This is a genomic window from Streptomyces siamensis, assembly GCF_039543605.1.
Classification (GTDB): Bacteria; Actinomycetota; Actinomycetes; order Streptomycetales; family Streptomycetaceae; genus Streptomyces; species Streptomyces siamensis.
This window is the reverse complement of the sequence record NZ_BAABKB010000002.1, coordinates 571139-589200: the sequence shown is the minus strand read 5'-3', so window position 1 is coordinate 589200 and position 18062 is coordinate 571139. Positions and strand designations below refer to the sequence as shown.

The window sequence follows — 18062 nt, the reverse complement described above, 5'->3', positions numbered from 1 at the left end:
GTACGACTCCCCGCCGTCCCGCACGGTTGCCCTGTCGTGCGCCACGACTTTCCACGGCGTTCACCCGAGAGGCCGTGACGGCACCACCGCATACCGAGCGCTCATGACAGCGCCCGGGGCACCGTCATGGTGCCCCGGGCGCGTGCCGTGGTCGTGGGAGGACGAGCCCTAGAACGGCTCGAAGTCGTCGTACTCCTTCTCCGACTCGTCCCGCTCCGCCTGCTTGTCGCGGCGGCGCTGGGCCGCGGGACGCGGGGCGTCGAAGCGGTGGTCCTCACCGCGGCGGCCGAGCATCTCCGCACCGGCCATGACGGTCGGCTCCCAGTCGAAGACGACCGCGTTCTCCTCGGGACCGATGGCGACGCCGTCGCCCGAGCGGGCGCCCGCCTTCATCAACTGCTCCTCGACACCGAGGCGGTTGAGGCGGTCGGCGAGATAGCCGACGGCCTCGTCGTTGTTGAAGTCGGTCTGGCGGACCCAGCGTTCGGGCTTCTCGCCGCGGACGCGGAAGAGGCCGTCCTCCTCCTGGGTCACGGTGAAACCGGCGTCGTCGACCGCCTTCGGGCGGATGACGATGCGGGTCGCCTCCTCGCGCGGCTTGGCCGCCCGGGCCCGTCCGACCAGGTCGGCGAGCGCGAAGGAGAGCTCCTTGAGCCCCATGTGCGCGACCGCGGACACCTCGAAGACGCGGTAGCCGCGGGCCTCCAGGTCGGGGCGCACCATGTCGGCCAGGTCCTTGCCGTCGGGTACGTCGATCTTGTTGAGGACGACGATGCGCGGACGATTGCCGAGACCGCCGTACTGCTTGAGCTCCTCCTCGATGACGTCGAGGTCGGAGACCGGGTCGCGGTCGGATTCGAGGGTGGCGGTGTCCAGGACGTGCACCAGCACGCTGCACCGCTCCACGTGACGCAGGAATTCCAGGCCGAGGCCCTTGCCCTGGCTCGCGCCGGGGATCAGACCGGGGACGTCCGCGATCGTGTAGACCGTCTCGCCCGCCGTGACCACGCCGAGGTTGGGGACGAGGGTCGTGAACGGGTAGTCGGCGATCTTCGGCTTGGCGGCCGACAGGACCGAGATGAGCGACGACTTGCCTGCGCTCGGGTAGCCGACCAGGGCCACGTCGGCGACGGTCTTCAGCTCCAGCACGATGTCCTGGAGGTCGCCGGGCTCGCCGAGCAGTGCGAAGCCGGGCGCCTTGCGGCGGGCCGAGGCCAGCGCCGCGTTGCCGAGGCCGCCCCGGCCGCCCTGTGCGGCGACGTACGCCGTGCCGTGCCCGACCAGGTCGGCGAGCACGTTGCCGGCCTTGTCGAGGACGACCGTGCCGTCCGGCACGGGCAGGACCAGGTCCTGGCCGTCCTTGCCGGAGCGGTTGCCGCCCTCGCCGGGCTTGCCGTTGGTGGCGTTGCGGTGCGGCTTGTGGTGGTAGTCGAGCAGCGTGGTCACGGACTGGTCGACTACCAGGGTCACGTCGCCGCCCCGCCCGCCGTTGCCCCCGTCGGGGCCGCCGAGCGGCTTGAACTTCTCCCGGTGTACGGAGGCACAGCCGTGGCCTCCGTTACCCGCGGCGACATGCAGCTCGACGCGGTCCACGAAGGTGGTCATGGTGGTGCCTCCAGCACTTCGATTACGTACGGAATGTCTCTTCGTCAACACGCGAAAGGCGGACCCGCTTCCCCTGCGGGAAGTGAGGTCCGCCTCGCGAAGAACTCTGTTCTACGGAGCCTGAGCCCTGGTGGGGCTGGTTCAGGCGACCGGAACGATGTTCACGACCTTGCGGCCACGGTGGGTGCCGAACTCGACCGCACCGGCGTCCAGCGCGAACAGCGTGTCGTCCTTGCCACGGCCGACACCGGTGCCGGGGTGGAAGTGGGTGCCACGCTGGCGGACCAGGATCTCACCGGCGTTGACGGTCTGACCGCCGAAGCGCTTCACACCGAGCCGCTGAGCGTTGGAGTCGCGACCGTTCCGAGTGGACGATGCGCCCTTCTTGTGTGCCATGTCTCAGTCCCTACCCTTACTTCGCAGCCGCGGGGATCTCAGTGACCTTGATCGCCGTGTACTGCTGGCGGTGGCCCTGACGACGGCGGTAGCCGGTCTTGTTCTTGTAGCGAAGGATGTCGATCTTCGCGCCCTTGTGGTGGTCCACGACCTCGGCCTGGACCTTGATGCCGGCCAGCACCCACGGGTCACTGGTCACAGCGTCGCCGTCGACAACGAGCAGGGTCGAGAGCTCGACCGTGTCGCCAACCTTGGCAGTGGAAATCTTGTCAACCTCAACGATGTCGCCGACAGCAACCTTGTGCTGGCGACCACCGCTGCGCACGATGGCGTACACGCGGATCTCTCTCTCGCTCGGAACGGAACCCCGCAGTCCAGCCGCGCGCGGAGCGAACGGCCTCTCCCGGAGCGCATGACACGCGTGATTCCGGGAGGAAGAGGTTTACGGGGATGCGGCGCGTCTGTGACACGCCGACGGTCAAGGTTACGGGGCCACGGCCGAAAGGGTCAAACCAGGCCGGGCCCCGCGGGTGTGCCGCCCGTCACTCGGCGTCCCGGCCCGGCGGATGTGCCGGGCCGGGACGCCGGACGGGGACTCAGCCCTCGTCGGTGGAGGCGGTGACGGCGGACAGGGTCTGCTCCGCCGCGGCCGTCTTCTTCGACGTGGCCTTGGTGGCGGCCTTCTTCGCGGTCGCCTTCTTGGCCGTGGCCTTCTTGGCGGCCGTCTTCTTGGCCGCCGTCTTCTTGGTGGCGGCCTTCTTGGCCGTCGCCTTCTTGGCCGTCTTGCGCGCCGCAGCCTTCTTGGCGGCGGCCGGAGCCTCGGCCTCGTCGGCCTCGGTCTCGGCGACCACTGCCTCGGCGGCGGCCGTCTCCTCCGCGGGGGCCGCGGCCGACGGGACGACCACGACGGCCGCCTCCTGGGACGCGGTGGGCGCGGTGGCCTTGCGGACGGCGCGGCGGCGCGGACGCGCCGGGGCGGCGCTCTCCGCGGGCGCCTCGGCGGCGGTCTCCGCCACGGGCTCGGGCTGCGGCTCGACGGCCGCCTCCGGCTCGGCCACGGGCGCCACGACCGGCTCCGTGACCGTCACCACGGCCTCCTCGGAGGCCTTCGGCGAACCGGCCGGAGCCGACACCTTGCGGGTGGCACGACGGCGCGTACGGCCCTTGGGCGCGGCCTCGTCCTGGACCGACTCCACGACGGCGGCTTCGGCGACCACCGGGGCCTCGACGACCGCAGGGGCCTCGGCGGCCTCGGCGACGAGTTCCTGCGGCGCCTCGACGACCGGGTCCTCGACGGCGACCGGCTCGGACTCGGCGGCCTCACGCGACTTGGCGGCCCGCTCGGCACGCTCCGCGCGCTTCGAGGGACGCCCCTCCGCCCGCGGCGCACCCGCCGGAGCGGACGCCCGCCGGGTGGCCCGGCGGCGCGAACGACCCCGGCCCGCGGCAGCTTCGGCCTCGGCGGCGCTGCTGTACAGCTCCTCGTCCGGGGCGAACTCGGGTGCGGGCAGCGCGGCGGGCGCCGCGGCCTCGGCGGCCACCTCGGCCTCGCTCTCCGCCTCGACGGTCTCGGCCGCCTCGGTGGTCTCCGCGGCCACGGCCTCGTGCTCGTGCTCGTGGGGCTGCTCGGCACCCCCGCGGCCGCGCTTCTTGCGATTGCCTCCGCCGCCGACGGAGGACGGCTGCTCCATGTGCACGATGACACCGCGGCCGTTGCAGTGGACGCAGGTCTCGGAGAACGACTCCAGCAGACCCTGGCCGACACGCTTGCGCGTCATCTGCACCAGACCCAGCGAGGTGACCTCGGCCACCTGGTGCTTGGTGCGGTCGCGGCCCAGGCACTCCAGCAGGCGCCGAAGCACCAGGTCGCGGTTGGACTCCAGGACCATGTCGATGAAGTCGATCACGACGATGCCGCCCAGGTCGCGCAGCCGCAGCTGGCGCACGATCTCTTCGGCCGCCTCCAGGTTGTTCCTGGTCACGGTCTCTTCGAGGTTGCCGCCCTGACCGGTGAACTTGCCGGTGTTGACGTCGACCACGACCATCGCCTCGGTCTTGTCGATCACCAGCGAACCGCCGCTCGGCAGCCAGACCTTGCGGTCCAGCGCCTTCATCAGCTGCTCGTCGATCCGGTACGTGGCGAAGACGTCGACCTCGGAGGTCCACTTCGACAGCCGGTCCGCCAGGTCGGGCGCGACGTGCGAGACGTACCCGTGGATGGTCTCCCACGCCTCGTCGCCGCTGACGATGACCTTCGAGAAGTCCTCGTTGAAGATGTCGCGGACGACGCGGACGGTCATGTCCGGCTCGCCGTACAGCAGCGTCGGGGCGTTGCCGCTCTTCGCCTTCTTCTGGATGTCCTCCCACTGCGCCTGGAGCCGTTCGACGTCACGGCGCAGCTCGTCCTCGCTCGCTCCCTCGGCGGCGGTGCGCACGATGACGCCCGCGTCCTCGGGGACGATCTTCTTGAGGATGGTCTTCAGCCGGGCGCGCTCGGTGTCGGGCAGCTTGCGGCTGATACCGGTCATCGAGCCCTCGGGCACGTAGACCAGGTAGCGGCCGGGCAGCGAGACCTGGCTGGTGAGGCGGGCGCCCTTGTGGCCGATCGGGTCCTTCGTGACCTGCACGAGGACGGACTGGCCGGACTTCAGCGCGGTCTCGATGCGGCGCGGTCCGTTGGCCAGGCCGAGCGCCTCGAAGTTCACCTCGCCCGCGTACAGGACGGCGTTGCGGCCCTTGCCGATGTCGATGAAGGCGGCCTCCATCGACGGCAGGACGTTCTGCACCTTGCCGAGGTAGACGTTGCCGACGTACGAGGTCGACTGCTCCTTGTTGACGTAGTGCTCGACGAGCACGTTGTCCTCGAGGACGCCGATCTGGGTGCGCTCGCCGCTCTGGCGGACGACCATCACGCGCTCGACGGCCTCGCGGCGGGCCAGGAACTCGGCCTCGGTGATGATCGGGACGCGTCGGCGGCCCTGCTCGCGGCCCTCGCGGCGGCGCTGCTTCTTCGCCTCCAGGCGGGTCGAGCCCTTGATGGACTGCACCTCGTCGACCGGGTGCTCGTCCTTCTTGCGGGGCTCGCGGACCTTCACGACGGTGCGCTCGGGGTCGTTCTCGCCGGGCTCGGCCTCGCCGCCGGAGTCACCGGCGCGACGACGGCGACGACGACGGCGACGGCTGCTGCTGGAGCCGGAACCGCCCGCCTCCTCGCGCTCGTCCGCCTCCTCGGCGTCCTCCTCGACCTGCTCGGCGGTGTCCTCGGCGTCCTGCGCGGCCTGTTCGGCGGCGAACTCGTCGTCCGCGGACTCGCCGTCCGCCTCGGCGGGCTCGCCACGACGGCGACGGCGGCCACCACGACGGCGACGGCGACGGGAGCCCGCGGACTCCTCCTCGCCCTCGTCATCCTCGACGACCTCCTCGGCGGACTCGGCGCCTTCCTCCAGCTCCTCCTCGGCCTCGTCGACGACGGCCGGCACGGTCACCGGCTCCTCCTCGACGGCCCGGCGACGGCGACGACGGCGTCCGCCGGCGCTCTCCTCGGCGGTTTCGGCGACCTCGGTCCCGGCAACCTCCTCGGCGGCTTCCTCGGCCGCCTCCGCGGCCTCGGCGGCAGCCGCGGCGGCGGCCCGCTCCGGGGTCTGGAACATCGGCTCGGTGAACACGGGCGCCTGGAACACGGCGACGGACGGACGCGCCGGGCGGCGACCGCTCTCGTCGGTCTCCTCCTCCTTCGCCGCGGGCGCGGAGAAGCCACCGGCGGCCTTGCGGGTGGCGCGGCGGCGGGTGCGGCGCGGTCCGCCGTCCTCGGCCTGCGCGGCCTCGCCGTCGGTCACCTCGGCGGCCGTGGCCGGCGCGGTCTCGGCGGGCGCGGTGCCGGCGACGGGCTCGGGTGTCTCGGCGTGCTCCTCGACGGCCTCGCCCTCGGGCGTGGCGGCGGGCGCGGAGACCCGGCGGGTGGCGCGCCGACGCGTGGTGCGGCGGGGCGCGGCCTCCTCGGCCTCGGCGACGGGCTCGGCCGGGGCGGTCTCCTGCGCGGCGGCGGTCTCGGCGGGCTCCACGGCCTCGGGCGTCTCCTCGGCCTCGGCGGTCACGACGGCCTCGGTCTCCTTGGGCGCACCGGTGGGTGCGGAGGCGCGCCGGGTCGCACGACGGCGCGTACGCCCTGCGGGCGCGGCTTCCTCCGCGGCGGGAGCCGGGGCCTCTGCCACGGGCTCGGCCTCGGACTCGGCGGTGACCGCTTCAGCGGCGGGCACCACGGTCGCCTCGGCCGTCTCCACCGACGCGGGCGCACCGGCGGGCGCGGACGCCCGGCGGGTGGCGCGGCGGCGTGTGCGGCGCGGAGCCGTGTCCTCGGCGGAAGGGGTCTCGGGCTCGGCCGCCTCGGCGGCGGCCGGGGTCTCCTCGGCGACGGCCTGCTCGGTCTCGACGGCCTCGGCGGTCTCTTCCTCCGCGAGTTCGTCGGCCGAGGCGACGGCCGGTATGGCCGGAGCGGTGGTCTCGGCCGCGGCCTCGGTGGCGGCGGCCGGCGGGCCCGCGGGGCGCGACGCGGCGCGGCGGCGGCGCCGCGGCGGCAGGGTGTCGCTGGGGGTGTCGTTGTTCTCGGAGCCCGTGGAGGGCTCAGCGGGTTCGGTCGGCTCAAGCATGCGGGTGGATCTCCCGTCAGGCTCCCGGGCGCCGCGCCTGGTCCGGCGATGCCGGTGACGTCCGCGGCTCGCGCGATGCGCGGTGCCGCCGTCCGGGGCGCGGGCGCCGCACGGGAGCTCTCTGTGTCCTGTCTCGCCGGTTCCGTACGCCATGTGTGCGTACGGCCTGGCGAAAGTCTTCTGGTCGGTGCGCTGCCCGACCCAGGTGGCTCCCGGATTCGAGGGCGGCGCTACGACGTCCGTCCTTACGCGGGACCTTCCTTACGCCGACGCCTTCGCGGCGGCAGACGGGGCGGCCCCGGAGCGATCGGCTGGGGCGGCCGTGACTGCCTCGCGGTCGGGCGCGAGCGGGTCGGTCACCGTGCCGGTCTCTTCATCGAACAGCCCCTGCGCCAGCCTGGTCACCGCTGCGGGGACCGGCGGCGCCAGGTCGGCCACGGCGCGGAGACCGGACAGGACGTCGTCGGGTCGAACGGCAGGCGTCACGTGCCGAACAACCAGCCGCAGTATCGCACAGGGCTGGTCGGTCGGCCTATCAGCCTGGGGGGTGTGCGTCTCCAGGCTCGCGACGGCGGCGCGGGCGTCGAAGGTCCGCATGCCGTTCTTCGTCCTGCGCTGGACCTCGACGGTCTCGGCCGCGCGGAAGGCGCCGACGGCACGCTCCGCCTCCTGAGGGACCACGCCGTCGAGGCGCAGCTCCCACACGGAGGCGGTGAGCCGGTCGGCGAGGCCCGGGGTGCGGGCCTCGACGGCCTCGATGATGTCGAGCCCGTCGGGCAGCGACTCGTCGAGGAGCACACGCAGGGTCTCCGGGTCGCGCGCCTCGGTGAGCGCGATCTCCAGATACTCCGCCTCACTGCCGGTGCCGGTGGGTGCGGCATTGGCGTACGACACCTTCGGATGCGGCGTGAACCCCGCCGAGTACGCCATGGGCACCTCGGCTCGGCGCAGCGCACGCTCGAAGGCGCGCTGGAAGTCACGGTGGCTGGTGAACCGGAGGCGGCCACGCTTGGTGTAACGCAGTCGGATGCGCTGCACCGCGGGTGCGGGCGGCGGGCCTTCGGGCTGTCGCTTGCCCAGTGTCGTTCAGTCCTTCGTGAGAGCGGTCGTACTGCTACCTAGAGTACGTGTCTCACCGGCCGTCGGTTCCCGGCGGGCCACGGGCTGCGGCTCGTGGGGCGGGCCGAAGAGCATCCGCCGGAAGTCGGCGCGGGCCTGGCGGGCGGAGTCCCGGGCGGCGGTCAGGGCCTGCCGGGTGGCCCGTCCGACGCTGCGTGCGGCCTCGGCCGCGGGGCGCAGCACCAGGTCCCGCACGGCGTGCCCGACGGGCGTCAGCAGGGTCCGGTACACCCAGCGCACCGGCTCCACGAACGTCCACCGCAGGACCTTCGCGAGGAACCGGCCGACGGCGAGCGAGATGTGTCCGGCGACGCGCCAGGCGTGTCCGAGGGCCTCGCCGATCTCCCTGCCGATGACGGCGAGCACGCGTCCGACCGGCGCGAGCACCCATCGCCACAGCGCGAGCGCGGGCAGCACCAGGAGGATGCGGCCCGTCCAGTAGAACGCGGCACCGACGCCGATGAAGATCATCCGTACGAGCCACGCGAGACCGCCCGCCAGCCAGGCGATCCCCTTGCCGACGGGGGTGAGGACCCACTCGTACAGCCACAGGGCCGGGATCACGACCAGGTGCCGCACCAGCCAGGCGCCGGCGGTGTACAGCCCGAGGCCCACGGCGGCGAGGATCAGACCGACACCCCTGACCAGCCAGGCGATCGCCCGCCCGACCGGGGTGAGCAACCGCGCGTAGACCCAGCCGAGCGCCGCCGCGATGCCGCCGAGGACCCAGGCCACGGCCGCGCCCACGCCCCGGGCCACCCAGGCGATCGCGTGCCCCACGGGTGTCAGCACGGTGCGGTACAGCCACACCGCGGGCACCACGAGCAGCATGTGGCCGAGCCAGGCCAGCGCCCTGCCGAGCGGCACGAGGGCGTACCGCCACAGCGTCACCCACGGCCAGACGAACACGGCCCACGCGGCCCAGGTGAGCGCCCGCCCCAGCGGGCGCAGCACGGTGTCCCGCAGAAACCTTCCGGCGACGACGAGCGCGTCCCACACCATCCGCACCGGTACGACGAGGACGAGCACCACGATCCGTACGGGAATGCGGATGGCGACGGCGAGGCACCCCTCGGGCTGCGGCCCTCGGGCCTGTGCAGGGGGCCGCTCAGCAGGCGTCTTTTCCCATTCCATACCCGCGTAGACGCGTCAGGCGCCCGGATGGATGCGGCCCCCGGCAATCCGGTGCCGCGACATCCCACGTGGATCACCGCTCCGCTCCCAGGCAGCACAGGGGCAGCGGACATGAGGGGGCGTCAACTGCCGTGCCTGCCCGGCGTGCCGGGCCGCACTGGTCCGGTGGGCGCCGGGATCGGTTCGCCCCCGTCCACGATCCGACCGCCATGTCGCCCCCACGGAGCGGCCGTTGACACCGACCGGGCAGCGCAAAGAGGGCGAAACGGGAACCCGCGGGCCAGTTGTGTGGATCGCCGGAAGTTCCAGGCACACTTTGCGTGTCGCAGTCCCGCCATCAAGAGGATGATCCATTCATGATTACGCTCACGAAGGAAGACGGCCCTGCGGACCTGGACGGAGTCACCCATCTGTCCATCGGGGTGTCCTGGGACCCCACCGCCGGCGCCAGCGGCGGGGTGGTCGGCATACTCCGTCGCAAGACCGGCACCGACCTCGACCTGATAGCCGTCGCCATGCAGGGGTCCGACCCCGTGCGTCTGGCCGGCCTCGACTCGCTGGACCCCATGGGCAACGGCTCACTGGTGCACAGCGGCGACAACCAGACCGGGCGCGGCGAGGGCGACGACGAGACGGTGACCGTCGAGTTCTCGCGCATCCCGCCCCAGATCACGTCGATCGTGTTCGTCGCGGCGGCGTTCAAGAAGGGCAGTTCCTTCCAGAAGGCGCGCAACATCAGCTTCAAGGTGTACGACGCGACCGGCGGCAGCACCCAGCAGGTCGCCGACATCTGGCCGAGCCTGCTCACGCAGGACAACGGCTGTGCCGTGGCCAAGGCCGTGCGGGCCGGCGGGAGCTGGAAGCTGGAAGTGATCAATGTGACGGGCAAGATCAAGCAGGGCGACGAGCACGCCCTGATGCGCTTCGCCATCAGCAAGTAGGACGCGGCCCTCGGCCCGGCTCTCGCGACGACACGTGATCCGGGCCCGGGGGCCGGTCCCGGCCCGCTCCCCTCGGCCCGCACCCGGCGCCCCGCGCGCTCCGCACCCCGCGTTCGGCGTCACGCCGGCCCCGCGTTCGCTCCCCCGACGCGCCGCGCGATGAGCTTGCCGAGCTCCCACAGGGCCAGCAGCACGAGCGGCGGCACCAGCGTCCACGCGAACTGCTCCAGGTCGAGCTCGGTCGTCCCCAGCAGCCGGCGGAAGGCGTCCATCTGTGTCACCAGCACGGCGAGGACGAACTCCACGAGCATCGCCCGGTTCATCTGCTTGCTGTCGAAGCTGGCCGTGGTCAGGACCGTATCCGTCTCGCTGCGGCACTCCAGCGCGGCCACGATCAGACAGAGCGCGAAGGTCGTGAACGCCATCGACTGGCCGACGGCGACGCTGTCGAAGTGCGACTGGCCGAGCTTGATCAGGGCGAGCAGACCGATGGTGATCGCCAGCCCGGAGAGCCCGACCGTGATCATTACGCTCCGGGTCAGCACGGGCTCGCCCCGCGGACGCGGCCGTCGCGCCATCAGTCCGGGACTCTGCTGGTCGAAGCCGAGCGCGAAGCCGAAGGCGGCGTTGACGAAGAAGTGGATCCACAGCACCTGCGCCGGGGTGAAGGGCTCACCGGCGGCGATGTCGAACAGGGTCGCGCCGAGGAACGTCAGCACGAACACGACGAGCAGGACCAGCACGAAGCGGATGTACTTCGTGAGGTTGTCGTAGATCTTGCGGCCCTGCTCGACGGCGAACACGATCGTGGCGAAGTTGTCGTCGGCCAGCACCATGCGCCCGGCGTTCTTGGCGACCTCGGTACCGGACCCCATGGAGATCCCCACGTCGGCCGCCTTGATGGCCGGCGCGTCGTTCACCCCGTCGCCGGTCATGGCCACCACATGGCCCTTCTTCTTCAGCGTGTCGGCGAGCAGCACCTTGTGCTCCGGGGCCACCCGGCCGACCACACCGATGTCCTCGATCCGGGCGAGCCGCTCGCCCTCGTCCAGGGCGGCGAAGTCCGCGCCGAGCACGGCCTCCCCCTCGATCCCCAGCTGCCGGGCGATGGCGGCGCCCGTGACGACGTCGTCGCCCGTCACCATCCGGACCCGGATGTGGGCGGCCTGCGCGTCGGCCACCGCCGCCCGCGCCTCCTCCCGCGGCGGGTCGACCATGCCGACCAGACTCGTCATCTGGAGGTCCGTGACATGACCGAGCAGATCGCCGGCGGGATCGAACGCGGCGGGATCGAGGTCGCGCCGCGCGGCGGCCATCACCCGCAGCCCCTCGCCCCCCATGCGTTCGATGTGCGTCTGGGCCTTGCGCTGCGCCTCTTCGTTCCACGGCACGGGCGTGCCCTGCGCCAGCGCGGTCGCCGACCGTGCCATCACCGCGGGCGCCGCTCCCTTCACGAAGCACCGCACGACCGGGCGGCCGTCGGCGTCCATGGCCGAGTTGAAGGTGGCCATCAGCTTGTACGACGGGTCGAAGGGCAGCGTGGCCAGCCGGGGCAGCCGCTTCCGGGTGGCCTCCACGTCCACCCCTGCCTTGTGGCCGAGGACCAGCAGCGCGCCCTCGGTGGGATCGCCGACCACCTCGCCGTCGACGAGGCGGGCGTCGTTGGCGACCAGGTACGGCAGGATCGCGTCCCCGAGGTCGGGTGAGCTGCCGACGGCGTGATGGATCCTGCCCTCCAGGCCGTACCCGGTGCCCGAGACCGTATAGCGGTCGCCCGGATCGATCAGCTCCACGGCGGTCATCTGGTTCATCGTGAGCGTGCCGGTCTTGTCGGAGTTGATGGCCGAGGTGAAGCCCAGCGACTCCACCGACGGCAGGTCCTTGACGATGGCCTCGCGCCGCGCGAGGTCGACCGCACCGATCGACAGGATGGTCTGGGTGACCGTGGGCAGGGCCTCCGGGATGGCGGCGATCGCCAGCGACACGGCGCTCACGAACAGCACGTCCCACGCGGTGCCTCGGCTGCGCCCCAGGACGAACATCACGATCATGGTGAGCCCGGCGGCGCCCGTGATCCACAGGGTGAGGCGGTCCAGCTCGCGAGTGAGCGGCGAGGCCTCCCGGTGCGTCGCCGACAGCATCCCCGAGATCCGGCCGAGCTCGGTGTCGGCTCCCGTGGCCGTGACGATCACCGTTCCGCTGCCGTGCGTGACCGGGGTGTTCATGAACGCCATGTTCGTCCGGTCGCCGGGTCCCAGGTCCTTCCCGGCCAGGCGTCCGGTGTCCTTGGCCGAGGGCACGCTCTCCCCCGTCAGCGCCGACTCGTCGATCTGCAGCGCGTTGGCCGCGACGATCCGGCCGTCCGCGGGCACCTCGTCCCCCGCGGTGATGAGCACCACGTCGCCGACGACGACCTCCTCCGCCGGGATCTCGGACTCCGTTCCGTCCCTGCGCACCCGGGCGGTCGCCTTCATCATCGACTTGAGCGCGTTCATGGCGCTCTCCGCCTTGCCCTCCTGACGCATCCCGACGACCGCGTTGAGCACCGTCAGGACGAGCAGCAGCACCCCGGTGCTCCACTCCTTGATCACCAGGGACACCACGGCGGCGGCCACCAGCACCAGCTGCATGTAGCTGCGGTACTGCGCGAGGTAGCGGCGCCAGCCCGGGAGGGGCTTCTCCTCCGGCAGGGCGTTCGGACCGTTCGCCCGGAGGACCTCCGCCGCCCGCGCCGAGGGGAGCCCCACGGCCGGGTCGACGTCGAAGGCGGCGGCGACCTCCTCCGGCGCACTCGTGTACCAGGTCCGGCCGTCGCCCGTCGGCTCGTGCGGAGCTTCTGTCTGCGCGGTCATCCCCGTGCCTCCGATCCGGCCCGCTCGGCCCGAGTGCTGTGCGCCCCCTCGGTGCTCCCCGCCCCCTCAGCCCTTGCCGCCCCCGCGCTTCCGCTTGCCGCCGCCCTTGGCCCTGCCGGCCCGCTTCGCGGCCTCGGCGGCGTACGGATCGCGGGGCTCGCCCTCCGGCGCCTGACGCTCCAGCTCACGTTTCACCTCGGCCAGCTCCCGGCGTGTCCGGGCACTGACGTGCGGGTACTGGGGGTCGATGTCCATCAGGGTGTGCGCCAGGACGGCCGCGGCGCAGACGCGCGCGAACCACTTGTGGTCGGCGGGGACGACGTACCAGGGCGCCCACTCCGTACTCGTGGCGGACAGCATCTGCGAGAACGCCCGCTGGTAGTCGTCCCACCGGGCGCGCTCCCGGACGTCCGCCGAGGAGAACTTCCAGTTCCGCTCGGGCACGTCGATGCGTTTGAGGAAGCGGAGGCGCTGCTCCTCCTTCGACAGGTTCAGGAACACCTTCACGACCTTGAAGCCGTTGTCGCACAGGTAGCGCTCCCAGTCGTTGATCTCGCGGTAGCGCCGCTCCCACACGTCAGGACCGCGCGCCGCCTCCGGCAGCTTCTGCCGGTCGAGGTTCTCGGGGTGCACCCGCACGACCAGGACCTCTTCGTAGTGGGACCGGTTGAAGATGCCGATCTCCCCGCGCCGGGGCAGCTCGCGGGTGTAGCGCCAGAGGAAGTCGTGGTCCAGCTCCTCGGCCGAGGGCACTTTGAACCCGGCCACCCGCACGCCCTGGGGGTTGATGCCGCTCATCACATGGCGGATCGTTCCGTCCTTGCCGCCGGCGTCCAGCGCCTGGAGGCACATGAGCACCCCGTACGTGTCCTGGGCTGCCAGCCGCCGCTGGTAGTCGGCGAGCAACTCGACGCCCTCGCGGAGCAGTTCGACGCCGTCCCTCTTCTTCCGGATGCCCGCCTTGTACCCGGGGTCGAAGTCCTTCGCCAGATGCACCTTCGTACCGGGCTCGACCCTCAGTGGCCTGATGAACTCCGCGATGCGTTCGGCTCTGTCCTCGGCCATCACCGCACGCCCTCTCGTCGCCCGGCCCGCGGCGCCTCGGGGCGCCCGCTCGTCGTGCACCAGCAGCTTCCGCCCGGCCCGGGCGCGGCGGCCTCACCCTCCGTGGGTGATTCACACCCCGCCGTGCCCCGCGAAGGGACCCGGGGCCGGGCACCGGACACCGCGGTCCCGTCAGTGCGCCAGGAGCTGCTGGCCTCCGTCGATGTCGTAGGTGGCCCCGGTGAGCGCGTCGTTGCGCATGATGTGCACGGCCAGGGCGGCGACGTCGGCCGGACCGACGACGCGTCCGATGGGGAGTCTGGAACGCAGGTCCTCACGCCGGGCCTCCAGCTGATCGCCCAGGAGCGAGGCCGACAGAGGGGTGTCGACGAACCCGGCGGCGATGAGGTTGACCCGGATCGGCGCGAGTTCGAGCGCCAGGTTGGCGACGAGTGCGGGCAGCGCCGCGGTCATCGCGGAGACGACGGCGAGGCCGACGCCGGGACGCCGGCCGCCGGTGCCACCGATGAACACGAGCGTGCCTCCGGGTCTGACCTTGTCACGGCTGTGCAGGGCGATCCCCAGCGTGATGGCGAGGCGGTCGCCGAACTCGCGGCGGGCCGCGTCGAGGTCCAGCTCCGCCAGCGGCGCGTACGAAGGGCTGCCGGCGGTGACCATCACATGGTCGACGGGGCCGGGCAGATCGTGGAAGAACCGCGCCACGCAATCGCTGTCGGCGGCGTCGAACGCCGCCGTGCTCACGGCGTCCAGCTCCTCGGCGGCCTGCCGCAGCCGTTCGGGGTCGCGGCCCACCAGGACCACCTGCCCGCCGTCCGCGCGGACCTGGCGCGCGGTCTCCCGTCCGATGCCCGAGCTGCCGCCGATCACGACGACGGTCCGGCCGTCGAGACCGGGCCGTCCGTCGGTGCCGGGAACACCGGCCGTGGCGCCCGTCATGCGCACCTCCAGGTATCGGTCACGGATCCCATGGTGGTGGTGCCCTCCCTTGATCGCCCGCCGGCCGGCGCCCGCGACCGCGCCGCTCCCGGCGGACGGCTCACGCCCCGGCCTCGCCGTGCGGCCAGTGCGCGAGACCGTCGGCGGACGGGGCGTCGACCGTCGCCTCCTCCGGCGAGACGTAGAAGTCGTAGGCGTCGTGGAGGCCGCTGATCTCGAAGACCTTGAGCAACCGGCCGGAGGGGCAGGCGATCCGGAGCGAACCCTCCCGCTCCCGGATGCGCTTCGTGCTGGCCACGACCGTCCCCAGCCCGACGGAGTCCAGGAACGGCACGAAGCACAGGTCCAGGACGAAGTGACGGTGGCCCTCACCGAGCAGCTCCACGACCGCCTGCCGGATCCCGGGCGAGGTGTGGACGTCGATCTCGCCGTCGACCTCGAGCACGGTCCAGCCGTTGACCACGTCGTAGCTGATGGCCATGCGCTCACTGCGGATGATGCTCGTTCGCATGGCCATCCCTCTTCTCGTCCTCCGGACGGCACAGGGTCCCCGGCGCGGCACCCGGCACAGGCACACGCATATGCCTGCGGCCGCGTGCAGACAGGGCTGACTCCACTCCAAGCCGCGCGGACGCTGATCGCAAGTCGGGAACGCCGATCACGCGTGGCGGGGGCTAGCCCTCGTCCGCCGGCGGCAGGTCCTGCTCGGTCCAGATCGTCTTGCCGGTGGGTGTGTAGCGCGTGCCCCAGTGGTGGGTCATCTGCGCGATGATGAACAGGCCCCGGCCGCCCTCGTCGTCGCTCGCGGCATGCCGCAGGTTGGGGGTGGTGTGGCCGGTGTCGGAGACCTCGCAGATCAGGGTCCGGTCGCGGATCACGCACACCTGGATCGGGCCGCCGACGTAGCGGATGGCGTTGGTGACGAGCTCGCTGACGATGAGCTCGGTGGTGAACGTCAGGTCGTCCAGCCCCCAGTCGCGGAGCTGTTTGCTGACAGCGGTGCGGATGGTGGCCACCGCCGCCGGGTCCGGGGGCAGCTCCCACTGGGTGAACTGGTTCCGGTCGAGCAGGCGCGTACGGGCCAGGAGCAGTGTCGCGTCCTCGTCCACCGGCCCCGGCAGCAGCGCGGTCACCGCACGGTCGCACAGCTCGTCCAGGGGCGCGGTGTTGTCGGCGAGGGCCTGGGACAGCTGTGCGAGCCCGGCGTCACGGCTGTCGGCCGCCTGGAGGAGGCCACCCGTGAAGAGGGCGACGAGACTGCCCGCCGGAAGGTCCAGCTCCTTGCTCTGGTAGGGCGGGCCGCCGAACCCCAGCTGTGGTCCGGGGGGCAGCTCCGGATAGTGCACGACGCCCTCGTGCGGTTCGACGACCGCCAGCACCGACTCCCCGGCCCGTGCCAGGCTGCACTTCCCCGTGACGGGGTCGTACACCGCGTACAGGCACGTCACCCCGAAGGCGGCGTCGGCCGGCATCCTCAGGTGGCCCCGGCCGTGGCCGTCCCGGCGCCGCTCGTGTTCGGTCTGCTCGACCAGGTCGTCCAGGCGGGACAGCAGTTCGTCAGGGCTCAGGTCCAGCCGGGCCAGGACGCGCACCCCGGTACGCAGACGTCCCATGGTGGCCGCGGCACGCAGACCGTGGCCGAGCACGTCCCCCACGACCAGGCCGATCCGGGTTCCCGACAGGGGAATGACGTCGTACCAGTCGCCGCCCACCCCGCTTCCGCTGTCGGCCGGCAGGTAGCGGCTCGCCGATTCGAGGGCGGTGTGCCGCGGCAGACGGCGCGGCAGCAGACTCCGCTGGAGTCTGAGGGTCACCGCATGGCCGCGGGTGACCACCGGCATCAGCAGGAAACCGAGCAGCAGGGCGCCCAGTCCCACGACGGTGACCCCGCCGGTCGGCCCGACCAGCGGCAGGTCGACGCTGGTCGCGCCGTAGTCGGGGGCCGCGTAGACGATGGTGGCGTAGACGAACAGGCAGAGCATGATCAGCCCGCCCAGCCCCGGCAGTACGCCCTTGAAGACGAAGTCCTTGGTGCTACGGGTGAGGATCTTGCGGTAGTACCAGAGGCAGGCGAACCCGGTCAGCCCGTAATGGAAGGTGATCGCGAGGCCGACCGAGTCGATCGAGTCGGCCAGTACGTTCCCGCTGAAGGAGGTCAGCAGCAGGAGCAGGGCGATGGAGACCGCGCCCATGCCGACGGTCGACCAGGTCGGGGTGAGGAACCGGCGGTGGACCCGGGCGAGCCGCGAGGGCAGGGCCTTGTGGACCGCCATGGAGAAGACGGTCCTGGCCAGCGGCAGGATGGTGGTCTGGGTGGAGGCCAGGGCCGAGGTCAGCACCATCAGGACCAGCAGGGTCGTCAGGACGAGTCCCGCGTCCTCGTTCCCGAAGACGGCCCCGCCGAGTCCGGAGAACACGTCGTCCGAGTTCCCGGAGTTGCCCAGCCCGACGCCGGAGGACCCGACCCCGGCGAAGGCCTGCGCGGAGGTGGTCACCAGCGCGTACATGATCAGCAGCAGTACGGTCGACATGACCGCGGCGCGTCCGGGGATTCGGGTGCTGTCGACGGTCTCCTCGTTGATCGAGACCGCGGTGTCCCAGCCCCAGTAGATGAAGACGCCCGCCAGGAGGCCCGACGTGAGGGCCTTCACCGACGACACCTCGAAGGGGTTGAACCAGGAGGCGGAGACGTGGATCGCCGTCGGCGGGGCGTCGGTGTAGGCCCTGACCAGTGCGGCGACGGCGAAGACGACCAGCATCCCCACTTCGAGGCACAGCAGCCAGCGCTGGACGGCGGCCGAGAACTCGATGCCGATGTAGCAGACCGCGGTCATCACGGCGATCCAGACGATGCCCGCGACCGTGGTCCACAGCCGGTCCTCCGCCAGCCCGTCCAGGCCCACCAGCCGGAAACTGTAGATACCGGCGATCTCGGCGAGGCTCGCCATGACGATGACGTTGGCGACGATGATGCCCCAGCCGCCCATCCAGCCGGTGCGGGGGCCGAAGGCGCGGGTCGCCCAGGTGAAGGTGGTGCCGCAGTCCGCGTTGCTCGCGTTGAGCTCCCGGAAGGCGTACGCGATCAGCAGCATCGGGACGAACGCCAGCATGGTGACGATCGGGGCCTGGAGGCCGACCGCCGCCACGATGAGGCCGAGCGTCGCGGCGAGGCTGTAGGCCGGAGCGGTGGAGGCCAGCCCGATGACCACCGAGGAGAACATGCCGAGGGCGTCGTTCTTGAGCCCTTTTTGGCCGGCCCCCGTCCCGGGTGCGGGGCGGCCGGGGGTCCCGGCTCCGCCGAAGTGCCTCACACTTGATTCCAACGCCGGGCCACGGCCCTCCGCAACAGCGGGGCGTCCGGAGGGCCG

12 protein-coding genes are annotated in these 18062 nt (G+C 72.0%); 1 reads left to right on the top strand and 11 read right to left on the bottom strand.

The window, feature by feature from the left end; genetic code table 11:
- Positions 1 to 168 precede the first annotated feature (168 nt).
- From obgE to ABEB03_RS05265, 6 genes are all read right to left on the bottom strand, one after another.
- Complete coding sequence (gene obgE, locus ABEB03_RS05290; RefSeq protein ID WP_345641902.1) at positions 169 to 1605, bottom strand: GTPase ObgE; 1437 nt, start codon at positions 1603 to 1605, stop codon at positions 169 to 171.
- A gap of 141 nt (positions 1606 to 1746) precedes the next feature.
- The gene (gene rpmA / locus ABEB03_RS05285; RefSeq protein WP_030362615.1) at positions 1747 to 2001 is read right to left on the bottom strand and encodes a 50S ribosomal protein L27; all 255 of its coding nucleotides are present in this window, start codon (positions 1999 to 2001) and stop codon (positions 1747 to 1749) included.
- Positions 2002 to 2017: 16 nt separating this feature from the next.
- On the bottom strand, positions 2018 to 2338 hold the full coding sequence (gene rplU / locus ABEB03_RS05280) for a 50S ribosomal protein L21 (RefSeq protein WP_028802589.1): 321 nt from the start codon (positions 2336 to 2338) through the stop codon (positions 2018 to 2020).
- A 259-nt stretch (positions 2339 to 2597) separates the two neighbouring features.
- Positions 2598 to 6647 (bottom strand): Rne/Rng family ribonuclease, encoded by a 4050-nt coding sequence (locus ABEB03_RS05275; protein ID WP_345641891.1) that lies wholly within the window; start codon positions 6645 to 6647, stop codon positions 2598 to 2600.
- Between the two features lie 261 nt (positions 6648 to 6908).
- Entirely contained in the window at positions 6909 to 7685 is a 777-nt protein-coding gene (locus tag ABEB03_RS05270; protein WP_345641888.1) for a TIGR03936 family radical SAM-associated protein, read from the bottom strand.
- A 48-nt stretch (positions 7686 to 7733) separates the two neighbouring features.
- Positions 7734 to 8900, bottom strand: a complete 1167-nt coding sequence (locus tag ABEB03_RS05265) for a hypothetical protein (protein ID WP_345641885.1) — start codon at positions 8898 to 8900, stop codon at positions 7734 to 7736.
- A 356-nt stretch (positions 8901 to 9256) separates the two neighbouring features.
- On the opposite strand from ABEB03_RS05265, the gene ABEB03_RS05260 reads away from it, so the two are divergent.
- Positions 9257 to 9841: a TerD family protein gene (locus tag ABEB03_RS05260; protein WP_095934268.1), complete on the top strand. Its 585-nt coding sequence runs from the start codon at positions 9257 to 9259 to the stop codon at positions 9839 to 9841.
- A gap of 119 nt (positions 9842 to 9960) precedes the next feature.
- On the opposite strand, the gene ABEB03_RS05255 is transcribed toward ABEB03_RS05260, so the two are convergent.
- From ABEB03_RS05255 to ABEB03_RS05235, 5 genes are all read right to left on the bottom strand, one after another.
- A complete protein-coding gene (locus tag ABEB03_RS05255) occupies positions 9961 to 12693 on the bottom strand; it encodes a cation-translocating P-type ATPase (RefSeq protein ID WP_345641880.1) in 2733 nt (910 codons plus the stop codon).
- Between the two features lie 66 nt (positions 12694 to 12759).
- Positions 12760 to 13758, bottom strand: coding sequence for a polyphosphate kinase 2 family protein (locus ABEB03_RS05250; RefSeq protein WP_345641877.1), 999 nt, complete (start codon positions 13756 to 13758; stop codon positions 12760 to 12762).
- A 171-nt stretch (positions 13759 to 13929) separates the two neighbouring features.
- Positions 13930 to 14694: an SDR family oxidoreductase gene (locus ABEB03_RS05245; RefSeq protein WP_345641874.1), complete on the bottom strand. Its 765-nt coding sequence runs from the start codon at positions 14692 to 14694 to the stop codon at positions 13930 to 13932.
- 100 nt (positions 14695 to 14794) lie between these two features.
- Entirely contained in the window at positions 14795 to 15205 is a 411-nt protein-coding gene (locus tag ABEB03_RS05240; protein WP_345641872.1) for an STAS domain-containing protein, read from the bottom strand.
- A 163-nt stretch (positions 15206 to 15368) separates the two neighbouring features.
- Entirely contained in the window at positions 15369 to 17915 is a 2547-nt protein-coding gene (locus tag ABEB03_RS05235) for an amino acid permease (RefSeq protein WP_345641869.1), read from the bottom strand.
- Positions 17916 to 18062: the final 147 nt, after the last annotated feature.